This is a genomic window from Haloferax sp. s1, assembly GCF_058382125.1.
The window spans coordinates 4,406-15,903 of record NZ_JBZRPK010000690.1; the positions used below are offsets into that span (position 1 = coordinate 4,406).

The window sequence follows — 11,498 nt, forward strand, 5'->3', positions numbered from 1 at the left end:
CAATTCTCGCACCTGGACCTTCTTTACATTCTCACCGTTTGAGCGTGTGCTCACGCCAGTGAGCACCGCGAGACCCGTTCGAGAATGTGTGAAGTTTAACCGAGAGAATTGAACCAGGGAGCGATGCGAACGAAGTGAGCAGAGCGACTGAGGTTCACGCGAGTGAAACGAGCGTGAGTACGTGCGTGAGTACGTACGGCGCAGCCTCACGGCATTCAATTCTCGCACCTGGACCTTCTTTACATTCTCACCGTTTGAGCGTGTGCTCACGTAGTCGTCAGCGTCGCGCGTGCGCACCAGGGTATCGGCAAAAATGAGCAGTCAGACCGAGACTGCAAGCCCTCGTACGTCTGATTCGGACAGTTGGAGGTCATGCATAATTTCCGCGTGTTGCTGGACGAACTCGATGAGTTCGGCTTCGTTCTCAGATTGGACCGAGAAATCACAGTCGTGGCCTGCGTCTCGGCAAACAACTCGCTTTGTCATTCTGATTCACCACTGCCGCGTGCCAACCTAGACCACAGACGAGAATAATCGTTGCGTACCTGTGCGCGATGGGTACAACCGAGTCTGAGAGCACATGCAAAGGAGGTACGTCTTTCTCTCACCGACCACACCAATACACCATGCAGGTCGCCATCCTCACCGTCGGCAACGAACTCCTCGCGGGCGACATCGAGAACACGAACGCGACGTGGTTGGCCCGGCGACTCACCGAAGTCGGAGCGACGGTAGCGCGCATTCAGACGGTTCCGGACGACCACGAAGTCATCGCCGACGTCGTCTCGGAGTGGCGCGACGCCTTCGACGCAGTCGTCGTCACCGGTGGTCTCGGTGGGACGCCGGACGATATCACCATGGAGGCCGTTGCCGCCGGTCTTGACCGGGAGTTCGTCGTCAACGACGCGGCCGCCGAGCAGGTCGAAACGACCATCGAGGCCATTCTCGAACGACGGCCCGATATCGACTTCGACCTCGACGTGGCGTGGTATGCATCGATGCCCGAAGACGCGGAGGTACTCTCGAACGGAGAGGGACTCGCACCGGGGTGCCGGGCGGGGAACGTCTACGTCCTGCCGGGCATCCCGGAGGAGATGAAGCCGATATTCGAGTCCATCGCGGAACGGTTCGCCAGCGACCGAGAGTCACGGGAGTTCTACGCCGACGCACCCGAGGGAGCAGTCGCCCGCGAACTCGGCATCGTCGCCGAGCGATTCGGCGTCCAAGTCGGAAGCTATCCGAATCGGGGCGGACCGACGCGAATCAAACTCTCCGGTGCCGACCCGGTCGTCCTCGACGATGCCGTGGCGTGGGTCTGGGAGCACGCGACGGTCGACCTCTACGAGAGCGAGGCGGCGACCGAAGCGGCACGGGAGCGGAAGAAAGAGAGCGACAGAACGGGGGAAGACGAACCGAAAGAGAGCGACAGAACGGGTGAAGACGAACCGAAAGCGGGCGGAGAATAGGGGGCAGACACCTCGGCCCGTTAGCGGAGTTGGGCGAAACTGGCATCCGAACGGGGCATCGCGTCGAGTGACCCGCGACTTCGGATGATGTTGAACGCGGTCACGAGGTCCGACCGGGAGATGAGACCGACGAGGTCCCCCGTCTCGTCGACGACCGGGAGACGACCGACACTGCGCTCCTGCATGAGGGCGATAGCATCCATCGCGTCGGCGTCGGGGTCGATGGTCGTCAGTTCGTTGCTCATGATATCGTCGACGCGGAAGGCGTCGCGTTCGACTTCTTTGACGCTGCGGGCGTCGTCGAGGGTGACCATGCCGACGAGGTCGCCGTTTCTGAGGACGGGGTAGCCCGTGTGTCGCTCGACGAACATCCGTTCGAGGAGTTCCGCGACAGAGGTCGTCTCATCGACCACATCGAGGCTCTCTCGGGGAGTCATGATATCACGCACGACTACGTCCTCGAACGTCGCCTTGAGGACGGTCTGTTGGGCCTCGCCGGACGCGCCTATGTAAATAAAGAAGGCGAGCGCGACGAGGAAGAGGTTGAAGAACAGGCCGAAAATCCCGAGGAGGAAGGCGAACACCTTCCCGACTTCGGCGGCCATCTGCGTCGCTTTCGCGTGGGGGCGGCTGCGGGCGAGAATTGCACGGAGGACGCGCCCGCCGTCCATCGGAAAGCCGGGAAGCATGTTGAACGCGGCGAGTGTGATATTCACCAACGCGAGGTAGCCGAGGACGAACTGTGCGGGTGCTTGCGATTCAGGAAGGAGGAGGAATCCGGCGTAGGAGACGAGACCGATAGCGACCGAGACAATTGGTCCTGCAACGGCGATGGTGAACTCCTGTTTCCAATCCTCCGGAATCTCCTTGAAACGGGCGACGCCGCCGAACAGCCAGAGGGTGATAGACTCGATTTCGTAGCCGTACCGCATGGCGACGAGCGAGTGACCGAACTCGTGGAGGAGGACACCGGCAAACAGCCCAATTGCGGCCGCACCGCCGAGTATCCACTGGAGCGACCCATCAGAGATGGCAGCGCCATCGATACTCGTGCCGAAGAGTTCGTTGATGACGAGCGTGAGATTGGCGACGTCAGACCCGATAAGCCACGCGAAAAGCGGGAGAACGATGAGGAAGGTGAGGTCCAACCTGATCGGGATGCCGAAGGCGCTACCGATGCGGATTCCTCGCATACCCGTAATAACCATGGGAGAACCTTAAGCAGTCAGGCCAGAAAATGGGGGAAGGCTTACGCGGGGCGGCAATCCACGGTGAGATATGAGCGATTCCCAACCCAACCCAGTTGTAAAACGAAGCACGGATATCGAGTACGAGTCAGTGGGTGCGGCTGACGGGATGGCGAAAGGCGTCCTCATCTCCGACGACGACGGCGCGCCGAACTTCGCCATCAGACGGTTCGTCCTCGACGCTGGCGCCTCGGTTCCGAAACACACCAACGAGGTCGAACACGAACAGTACGTCCTCTCGGGACAGTATGTCGTCGGCATCGACGACGAGGAGTACGAGGTCGAAGCGGGCGACTCGCTTCTCATTCCCGCTGGCGTCGTCCACTGGTACCGAAACGAGTCCGACGAGGAGGGCTCGTTCCTCTGTGCTGTGCCGAACGGTGACGACACCATCGAACTCACCGACGAGTCCTGAACGGGCGACGCGAGAACGCGAGCATGCGACGGTAGGGTGTGAGAGCGCGCAGGCGAATCCCTGAAATACCACGTCGCCGTAGCACGCACCGTGTCTAAACAGGTCACCCGCGTCGACACGGTCTTTCTCCATCAGACGGGGGACGATTATCTCGTCGTCGCCCGCCGGGATGGAAAGCGGGTGCTCCGCGGAAAACTCGAACTCAAAGAGACGAACGCGGGGCCCCGACCGCTCCGATTTCTCGTGATTCGGAAGGGAGAAGAATCACCGCGCGACCCGAGTCAGTTCGTCGAACTCGCCCGGTCAGCTGCTCGAATCCGCATCTCACAGCAGACGCCGAAAAACGCCCGCGAGGAACTCAAAGAGATGCTCGACGGCTACCAGCTTGAGGCTGTCGCGGTGCGGACCTGCCGTCGGTGTGCAGTTAACGGCCGGTATTCGCCAATTACTGACGATACGGCCATCAAAGCCGAACACGAGCACGTCTGCCGTGACTGCGCAGTCCGCGAACTCGAACAGGAACTGTCGTTCGCAGGTGGCCTCACGCAGGCGGCCCAAGAACGCCTCGAAGAACTCCTCTACGAGACGGGCGACCTGACCCGTATCACGAACCTGCTGCAGGGCGAGTTGGACCCCGACCTGACGAAGTTCGACACCATCAGTGCGACGACGGAAGACATCGACTTGGTCGAGACGGACACACTCGACCTCCACCCGAATCTGAAGTCGATGCTGACAGAGCGGTTCGACACGCTGCTTCCGGTCCAGAGTCTCGCTATCGACAACGGACTGCTCGACGGCGACGACCAACTCGTGGTGAGCGCCACCGCGACCGGGAAGACGCTCGTCGGCGAACTCGCCGGTATCGACCGGATGCTCAAAGGGAACGGAAAGATGCTCTTTCTCGTCCCCCTCGTCGCGCTCGCGAACCAGAAACACGAGGACTTTCAGGACCGCTACGGCCACCTCGGCAAGGTGACGATTCGCGTCGGAGCCAGCCGAATCAACGACGACGGCAACCGCTTCGACCCGAACGCCGACATCATCGTCGGCACCTACGAGGGAATCGACCATGCCCTCCGGACAGGGAAAGACCTCGGCGACATCGGCACCGTCGTCATCGACGAGGTACACACGCTGAAGGAAGAAGAACGGGGCCACCGCCTTGACGGGATGATTTCCCGGCTCAAGCATTTCTGTGAGGAGCGGGCCGGGCGACGAGACGAGTACGACGGCGCGCAGTGGATTTACCTCTCTGCGACGGTCGGGAACCCGAAGTGGTTGGCGGAGAATCTCCGAGCTAACCTCGTCGAGTACGAAGACCGGCCGGTTCCCATCGAGCGACACGTCACCTTCGCCGACGGGCAAGAAAAACCCCGAATCGAAAACCGCCTCGTCAGGCAGGCGTTCGACACGAAATCGTCGAAGGGATACCGCGGGCAGACGATTATCTTCACCAACTCGCGGCGGCGCTGTCACGAGATTGCGCGAAAAATCGACTACAACGCCGCGCCGTATCACGCCGGATTAGACTACAAACAGCGAAAGCGCGTCGAACGCCAGTTCGCCAATCAAGACCTCGCTGCCGTCGTGACCACGGCGGCGCTGGCCGCCGGTGTCGACTTCCCGGCGTCGCAAGTCATCTTCGACACGCTGGCGATGGGTATCGAGTGGCTCTCAGTACAGGAGTTCAGCCAGATGCTCGGTCGTGCCGGTCGACCCGACTACCACGACAAGGGCGTCGTCTACCTACTGGTCGAACCCGACACCAGCTATCACAACACGATGGAGATGACCGAGGACGAAGTCGCGTTCAAACTCCTCAAAGGCGAGATGGAGGAGGTCAGAACGGTCTACGACGAGTCCGCGGCCGTCGAAGAGACCTTGGCGAACATCGTCGTCGCCGGCAAGAAGGCGAAGGCGCTCAACACCCGGATGCTCGGCGAGATTCCGACTACGCACACGGTCGGGAAACTTCTCGAATGGGACTTTATCGACGGACTCGACCCGACGCCGCTCGGTCTCGCCGTCACGAAACAGTTCCTCTCGCCGAACGAGGCGTTCCGCATCCTCGACGGTATTAGAAAGGGCTACTCGCCGTACGAAATCATCGCCGACCTCGAACTCGACGAAGAAGGACGATAACGGTCGGCCACAACACCATTTGCGGGTGCTGGACCGCCATCAGGTTCTGAACCCCGCACGCTTTTCGGATACCAGTACGTCAGTGAGCGCGTGGTAGCGATAACGCCGGGCATCCTCGTCGTTTTCGCCGTCATCCTCGTCGCGTTGGTGTTCTTTGCAACCGAACCGGTCCCCGTCGACGTGACGGCAATCGGCGTGATGGTGACGCTGATGGTGATTCAACCCGTCTCCGAGGCGCTTGTCTCGGTCGGACTCCTCGGCGCACCCATCACGCTCTTCGAGTCGTATCCGGGCGACGCGCTCTCCGGGTTCGCCAACACGGCGACACTGACCGTACTCGCGATGTTCATCCTGAGCGAAGGTATTCAGCGAACTGGCCTCGTACAGATGCTGGGTGCGAAAATTTCGTCGTTCACCGGCGACAGCGAGTTTCGACAACTCGGCGCAACCGTCGGCGTCGTCGGTCCTATCTCGGGATTCATCAACAACACCGCCGCCGTTGCGATTTTGCTGCCGATGGTAACCGACCTCGCAGAACGCGGGAAAACGTCGCCGTCGAAGCTTCTCTTACCGCTGTCGTACGCCTCGATGTTCGGTGGGATGTTGACACTTATCGGCACTTCGACCAACATTCTCGCCAGCGACGTGTACTCGCGCATCACGGGCGAAGCGCCCATCTCGATGTTCGAGTTTACCGCGCTCGGTGCGGTCGTCATGGCCGTCGGCATGGTCTATCTCCTCACCGTCGGGCGACGACTCACGCCCGCACGAATCGAACCGCGAGGCGACCTGACAGAGGAGTTCGAGATGGCCGAGTACCTGACTGAAGTTGCGGTCCGTGAGGACTCCCCACTCGTCGGGCAGCAGGTGCAGCAGGTACTCGTCGACACGGAGTTCGACGTCGACCTCCTCCAACTGATTCGCGGCGACAGCGTCTTTCTCGAACCGCTCGGCCCAAAGGAGATTCGGCCGGGCGACGTGTTCACCCTTAGAACCGACCGCAACACGCTGGTCGAACTGCTCGACATGGAGGGCCTCGACCTTGTTCCGGACACCATCACCGAGGACGAACTCGAACTCGCCGACGAGGGCCAGAACCTCGTCGAGGTCGTCATCGCGCCGGGGTCGTCGCTGGTCGGCGAGTCGCTCGCGACGACGAGTTTCAGACAGCGGTACGACGCGACGGTGCTCGCGCTCCGTCGTGGCGGCGAGTTGATTCGGCGACGGATGGACAACCTCCCGCTTCGCGTCGGTGACACGCTTCTCGTACAGGCAACCGTCGACAGTATCGAACGCCTCGACAACAATCGCAACTTCATCGTCGCCCAAGAAATCGAACGCCACGACTACCGCGAGTCGAAGATTCCGGTCGCCGTCGGCATCGTCGCGGGCGTCGTCGCACTCGCCGCGATTGACTTCCTTCCCATCGTCGTTTCGGCGTTGCTCGGAGCCCTGGTGATGGTTGCCACCGGGTGTCTCCGACCGACCGAGCTGTACGACGCAGTCCAGTGGGACGTTATCTTCCTCTTGGCTGGCGTCATCCCGCTCGGCATCGCGATGGAGAACTCCGGGGCCGCAGAACTCCTCGCGGAGATGGTCGTGATGAGTGGTGAGTTCCTCCCGCTGCTTGCAGTGCTCGGGGTGTTCTACTTCGTGACGGCGCTGTTGACGAACATCATCTCGAACAACGCGAGCGTCGTGCTCATGATTCCGGTCGCCATCGAGGCCGCGACGACGCTCGGCGCGCGACCCTTCTCGTTCGTCCTCGCGGTCATGTTCGCCGCGTCGACGGCGTTCATGACGCCGGTGGGCTACCAGACGAATCTCTTCGTCTACGGGCCGGGCGGATACAAGTTCTCGGACTATATCCGCGTTGGCGGCCCGCTCCAGTTGGTTCTCGGGGTTGTGACGACGATTGGGGTGGCGTATTTCTTCCCCCTGACGTGAAACGAGGAACGAAACTCTTTACTCCCAGACGGGGAGAGACGTATATGCGGGACCGTGGGTTAGCCTGGTATACTTCGGGCCTTGGGTGCCCGTGACCCCGGTTCAAATCCGGGCGGTCCCACTCTTTGTGCGAAGAACAACGTGATGAGCCAAAGAGTGACAACCGTCCGATTTGAACCAACGAGCGAACGCAGTGAGCGAGTGAGGTTCAAATCCGGGCGGTCCCATTGGGTATATAAGTAAACCAGCGTACTTTGCCGGTTGTTTTCCACCCGAAGAGACGGGGGTCTGCGCATGAGTCTCGCGCCCTCTCGGAAGGCGGGAGACACCGTCGAAACGACCCTTCTTCAGGTTCACACAGAACTGCGTCACGTCTCGGACCACGAGCACGAACATTACGACGCACTCACCACCGAGTTACTCACGCCGAGTCGTGACCTCCCGTTCGTCGGCATCTGTCTCCTCGAACCCGGGACTGTCGTCGAAATCAAGAGCGCGATGGGCGCCGACGGCGAAGCGCAGCGCCGCGGACGGTTCCTTCTCCGGCGGAGCCAGCACGAGCACCTCCTCAAGGAGGGCGGCGTCTACCTCTTCACCGTCTATGCGCCGACCCCTGCGCGTGACATCATCGCTGCGAAAATCACCCCGGCGACTCTCGTCGACGAGTTCGGTTTCTCGTGTATTTCCCGCGAAACGTGGTCGGACTACGCACAAGTCACCTGGACGCAGGTCTTTGCGCCGAAGAAGGTCGAAGGTCAGTGAGCGTTCGGCAGAGACCGCTGACGAGTACCTCAAACGCTGGATCGATGAAGCTGGGTTTCGGTCTCCCGCCCGTGACTTCGCCGTCTTTCTTGAAGAGTGAGGGTTATTGGGTCACGTCGGAGCCGCTCGGCTTGTCGAATGGAAAGTCGATTTCAAGACCATCGTAGGCTACCACTGGCTTCTTTCGTAGCCCCGATTCGCCACCTTCGAATTCGATAACGCCGATATCTTCGAGTTCAGTCAGGTTCCGGTGGACCTGCTTGTAATCACGGTTCACCAACTCCGCGGCTTCGCGGATACTCTGAGGTGAGTCCGTGGCGATTGCTTCCAGCAATCTCAGATTCTTCGGGCTGAGCAGTCTGCCGAGTTCAGCGTACGATTCGAAGTTGAGGATTAGATGTGCATCCTCGATTTCTTCGTCTTCCTGTGCGGCCTTGATTCGTTGGCGTGTGCACTCGTCGAAGGTACTCCGCCTACCAACTATCACTTTGAGTTTTGTCATTTGTTAGGTACCAAACATAGTGTTGGACCTCCATAACTCATTTCCATGTGTACGTGTATGTTTACGTGATGGCAACGAAGACAATCACTGTGACCGAGGAAGCGTACGAGCGACTTCGTGCGATGAAGCGCGGTGACGAGAGCTTCACTGACGTTCTTCTTCGAGTCACTGGAGGAGAGGAAGACGTAATGAAGGGCTTCGGTTCGTGGAAAGAGTCGGGCCTTCGTGAGGCAGTGGAAGACGCTCAAGAGGAGTTTGACGAAGACTTCGAGAATCGGCAGGCATCACTGTGAACTGCCTCGACACGAACGCTCTCATTGACTACTTGGAGGGAGAGCAAGCTATCGCGGAGTTCCTCGAAGAAAGCCAGCAACCATACTTCGCTCCGACGGTCGCGCTGCACAAGGTGTTTGTTGGGGGTGCGAGACTACGCGGCTCGGACGGTGTCGAAAGTACACGCGACGGGTTGGACTGGTTAGAGCCACTCCCACTTACCATCGATGGCGCTGCAGAAGCGGCGAAGATCGACGCAGAACTCCATGCTAACGGAACTCCTATCGGCGCACTGGATACGCTCATTGCAGGTGTCGTTCGTGAGGCAGGGGGAACGCTCGTCACTGCAGACAGTCATTTCGACCACGTCGATGGACTAGTGACGGTTAATTACCGAGAGTAGTCGTCTACCGGTGCTAGTCGGACGCTTCGGTTACTGAACAGTCTACAGGCCGTCTCGAAATTACACTGCTGGTTTCGCTGACGAAGCCAGCCTCACCAGCCCAAACAATGCAAGCGATAGCAGGCACAGTCCAAGGAATCAAATTGATATCCTCCTGCCCTGAAGACGTCCCTAGAACGCGGAGCGTTCTGGTGGGCGAACGAGACCAAGAGTCTCGTCAACGCATGAATCCCGAGCGTTGGGTGTTTCAGGTTCGCAACCACGACTCCAGTTTCTTCTTTGGGAACCCGTTTCACCCAGTTACAGACGAACCCTAGTTGGGTTGAAATGGACGTCGAGGTGTACGCTCACTCGAATACGCGTTCAGGCTCAGTCTCGTTCTGACCCAACGATTCGGTTTCGAGGAGGTTATCGAGTCGTCGTTGGAACGCGTCGTCGCTGAGTTCACCTTCCGCGTATCGTCGTCGAAGCGTTTCGACCGGGGTCTCGGTCGATGGTTCGGACACCTCATCAGTTTGGGGTTCGGTGAGTGGCGTCGCATCGGGTGCCGCATTCGCCTGCCGGACGACGCCGAGCGTCAAGCACCAGGCGACAGCGAGGATGACGAGACTGACAAAGAAAAATGCGAGTCCTCCCGCAGCGCCGCCGCTTCTGGTCATCCCGATGATTCCAAGGACGAATGCCGGAACACCAATGAGAGAGGCCAGAATCGCAACGGCAGTTCGGCCAGCAGGACTCTCCGGAGCATACCGGTGGATCAATTCATACATCGGCTAATTCGTGTCACTCTAAACACAAAAATATCCGGGGAATGAACGTATTGGCGTAGTAACGCGACGGGAAACGAACGCTACCGGGTCACGAATAACAGCGTTTCCGTCCGTGTTTGATGGGATGTGCCGCCTCCCACAAACAACTCACGGGAGATACGTCGTGAGGAAGTTTAGCACCCGGTCAAGCAGTTCGTTCTTTTGGTTCTCGGTATCCTCATCCGCTGTTGCGGTGTCCGATTGAGAACTCATATTGTTAGATAACGTAGATATCGAATTATAGCTACGGGTCGTTTGCTGTCGAGCGTGACTACCGACTACCCTTCTGGAAAACACGGACGTTGTGGTACGTCAGCGAATTAGTTGTCGAGGGCGGTCTTGAACGTGCGTGGTCCCGCCACAGCGGCGGTCCCGAGCACCATGAGCGAGGCACCGGTTCCGAGACGTTCGCTTGCGACGACCGCGGGAACAAACAAGCCCGTAATAACCAGCAGTCCGGCGAAAAACATGACCCCACCGAGGACATCGAGAGGTTGGAGTTGCATTTCGGTCGGACCGACACACGCTCGCGGTAAATGCCTTCTTGCTCTGACACATTCGTCGTGGCGGTACTGGAACGGAAAGACGAGTTCCGGGAACAGGCATATGGTGTGTCGGTGATAGGTCTCAGACCATGGTCCACCGCGATTTTGTGATTACCGTGTTGTTCGTCCTCCTCGGTGCCGCGCTCTGGTTGGTTTCGGGGTACTACACCGCAGAGTTGTGGATTCGCTGGGCGCTTCTCATCGGGGTTGGCGTCATCATCCCGACGATACTCACGTCAGGGGAGACGTGAGTCTGCACCGGGAATTCTGACGGAATCCGGACCTATCGGGGTGCGGCGGCGTTCTGTGCGGCCGCGTTGCGCGCAGTTGCGCTTCGGTCGGTTTCCGTTCGGTTCGTCTCGTTCGTCCGCTGGATGACGTAGCGCTGGCCGACCATCGGGTCCAAGAGGCTGTCGACCGGTGCGCGGTCGTCGCGGAGAACCGGTACGTCGTCAGTTGGTTCGGAGTTCCGGTACGACGTGAGTTCGGCCGCGAGGTCGATACCGATGTCGCGTCGTTGATTCCGCGCCTGCAACTCCGCTCGGGTGACGAGCGTGTCGTTTTTCGTCGCTACGACCTCGATGTTCTGGACGACGACGCTCCCCGCGGTGGGGAAACTGTAGACCTGCGGGTACACCTCGCGCATCGTCTTGTACTCCGCGCGGTAGAACTTCGAGGCGGGACCGCTGGGTGCAGAAATGACGTTTGCAAAGAGGATGCCATCGTCGTCGAGGCGGTCGGACGTGAGTTGCATGAACTCGACCGTCGTCAACTCGAATGGGACCTTGTCCTTCCGGTAGGCGTCGAGGATGATGAGGTCGTACGTCTCGTTCGTCTCGCGGAGGTACTGCCGGCCGTCCATCGTGTAGATGTTCAGGCGGTCGGACTCCTCGACGCCGAAGTACTCCTTCGAGACAGCCACCACCTCGGGGTCGAGTTCCACCACGTCGACGGTCACGTTCGGGTAGGTCTCCAGAAATACGC

The 11,498-nt window shown here is 59.7% G+C and carries 14 protein-coding genes and 1 tRNA gene; 9 read left to right on the forward strand and 6 right to left on the reverse strand.

Going from position 1 to position 11,498, the window contains the following annotated elements; genetic code table 11:
- Positions 1-321: 321 nt before the first annotated feature.
- Positions 322-486, reverse strand: a complete 165-nt coding sequence (locus QT222_RS17915; RefSeq protein WP_004058287.1) for a DUF1059 domain-containing protein — start codon at positions 484-486, stop codon at positions 322-324.
- A gap of 140 nt (positions 487-626) precedes the next feature.
- Here QT222_RS17915 and QT222_RS17920 point away from each other — a divergent pair, with 140 nt between their 5' ends.
- Positions 627-1,466, forward strand: coding sequence for a competence/damage-inducible protein A (locus QT222_RS17920; protein ID WP_491477959.1), 840 nt, complete (start codon positions 627-629; stop codon positions 1,464-1,466).
- A 20-nt stretch (positions 1,467-1,486) separates the two neighbouring features.
- Here QT222_RS17920 and QT222_RS17925 read toward each other — a convergent pair whose 3' ends face one another.
- Entirely contained in the window at positions 1,487-2,659 is a 1,173-nt protein-coding gene (locus tag QT222_RS17925; RefSeq protein WP_014732077.1) for a M50 family metallopeptidase, read from the reverse strand.
- Positions 2,660-2,744: 85 nt separating this feature from the next.
- Here QT222_RS17925 and QT222_RS17930 point away from each other — a divergent pair, with 85 nt between their 5' ends.
- From QT222_RS17930 to QT222_RS17950, 5 genes are all read left to right on the forward strand, one after another.
- Positions 2,745-3,128 (forward strand): cupin domain-containing protein, encoded by a 384-nt coding sequence (locus tag QT222_RS17930; RefSeq protein WP_491477960.1) that lies wholly within the window; start codon positions 2,745-2,747, stop codon positions 3,126-3,128.
- 90 nt (positions 3,129-3,218) lie between these two features.
- A complete protein-coding gene (locus QT222_RS17935) occupies positions 3,219-5,273 on the forward strand; it encodes a DEAD/DEAH box helicase (protein WP_491477961.1) in 2,055 nt (684 codons plus the stop codon).
- A 90-nt stretch (positions 5,274-5,363) separates the two neighbouring features.
- A complete protein-coding gene (locus QT222_RS17940; protein ID WP_004058296.1) occupies positions 5,364-7,220 on the forward strand; it encodes an SLC13 family permease in 1,857 nt (618 codons plus the stop codon).
- Positions 7,221-7,268: 48 nt separating this feature from the next.
- A tRNA-Pro gene (locus QT222_RS17945) sits at positions 7,269-7,341 on the forward strand.
- Positions 7,342-7,514: 173 nt separating this feature from the next.
- Complete coding sequence (locus QT222_RS17950; RefSeq protein WP_491477962.1) at positions 7,515-7,982, forward strand: PD-(D/E)XK family putative nuclease; 468 nt, start codon at positions 7,515-7,517, stop codon at positions 7,980-7,982.
- A gap of 103 nt (positions 7,983-8,085) precedes the next feature.
- Here QT222_RS17950 and QT222_RS17955 read toward each other — a convergent pair whose 3' ends face one another.
- A complete protein-coding gene (locus QT222_RS17955; protein ID WP_491477963.1) occupies positions 8,086-8,484 on the reverse strand; it encodes an HVO_A0114 family putative DNA-binding protein in 399 nt (132 codons plus the stop codon).
- 68 nt (positions 8,485-8,552) lie between these two features.
- Here QT222_RS17955 and QT222_RS17960 point away from each other — a divergent pair, with 68 nt between their 5' ends.
- Both QT222_RS17960 and QT222_RS17965 read left to right on the forward strand, forming a co-directional pair.
- Positions 8,553-8,777 (forward strand): antitoxin VapB family protein, encoded by a 225-nt coding sequence (locus QT222_RS17960; RefSeq protein ID WP_004058302.1) that lies wholly within the window; start codon positions 8,553-8,555, stop codon positions 8,775-8,777.
- Positions 8,774-9,160 (forward strand): type II toxin-antitoxin system VapC family toxin, encoded by a 387-nt coding sequence (locus tag QT222_RS17965; protein WP_491477964.1) that lies wholly within the window; start codon positions 8,774-8,776, stop codon positions 9,158-9,160. Before QT222_RS17960 ends, QT222_RS17965 begins: the two co-directional genes overlap by 4 nt.
- A gap of 347 nt (positions 9,161-9,507) precedes the next feature.
- Here the strand turns inward: QT222_RS17965 and QT222_RS17970 are convergent, their stop codons facing one another.
- Both QT222_RS17970 and QT222_RS17975 read right to left on the reverse strand, forming a co-directional pair.
- On the reverse strand, positions 9,508-9,930 hold the full coding sequence (locus QT222_RS17970) for an SHOCT domain-containing protein (RefSeq protein ID WP_491477965.1): 423 nt from the start codon (positions 9,928-9,930) through the stop codon (positions 9,508-9,510).
- A gap of 359 nt (positions 9,931-10,289) precedes the next feature.
- Entirely contained in the window at positions 10,290-10,475 is a 186-nt protein-coding gene (locus tag QT222_RS17975) for a hypothetical protein (protein ID WP_004058312.1), read from the reverse strand.
- A 128-nt stretch (positions 10,476-10,603) separates the two neighbouring features.
- Here QT222_RS17975 and QT222_RS17980 point away from each other — a divergent pair, with 128 nt between their 5' ends.
- A complete protein-coding gene (locus QT222_RS17980; RefSeq protein ID WP_004058314.1) occupies positions 10,604-10,765 on the forward strand; it encodes a DUF7987 family protein in 162 nt (53 codons plus the stop codon).
- Positions 10,766-10,797: 32 nt separating this feature from the next.
- Here QT222_RS17980 and QT222_RS17985 read toward each other — a convergent pair.
- Positions 10,798-11,498 (reverse strand): spermidine synthase (locus QT222_RS17985; protein ID WP_491477966.1); only part of this gene is annotated, 701 nt, incomplete at its 5' end.

Coding starts and splice junctions, on each gene's coding strand:
- QT222_RS17980 (WP_004058314.1), top strand. CDS start 10,604: ATGGTCCACCGCGATTTTGTGATTACCGTGTTGTTCGTCCTCCTCGGT.
- QT222_RS17920 (WP_491477959.1), top strand. CDS start 627: ATGCAGGTCGCCATCCTCACCGTCGGCAACGAACTCCTCGCGGGCGAC.
- QT222_RS17975 (WP_004058312.1), bottom strand. CDS start 10,475: ATGCAACTCCAACCTCTCGATGTCCTCGGTGGGGTCATGTTTTTCGCC.
- QT222_RS17950 (WP_491477962.1), top strand. CDS start 7,515: ATGAGTCTCGCGCCCTCTCGGAAGGCGGGAGACACCGTCGAAACGACC.
- QT222_RS17925 (WP_014732077.1), bottom strand. CDS start 2,659: ATGCGAGGAATCCGCATCGGTAGCGCCTTCGGCATCCCGATCAGGTTG.
- QT222_RS17970 (WP_491477965.1), bottom strand. CDS start 9,930: ATGTATGAATTGATCCACCGGTATGCTCCGGAGAGTCCTGCTGGCCGA.
- QT222_RS17915 (WP_004058287.1), bottom strand. CDS start 486: ATGACAAAGCGAGTTGTTTGCCGAGACGCAGGCCACGACTGTGATTTC.
- QT222_RS17930 (WP_491477960.1), top strand. CDS start 2,745: ATGAGCGATTCCCAACCCAACCCAGTTGTAAAACGAAGCACGGATATC.
- QT222_RS17960 (WP_004058302.1), top strand. CDS start 8,553: ATGGCAACGAAGACAATCACTGTGACCGAGGAAGCGTACGAGCGACTT.
- QT222_RS17955 (WP_491477963.1), bottom strand. CDS start 8,484: ATGACAAAACTCAAAGTGATAGTTGGTAGGCGGAGTACCTTCGACGAG.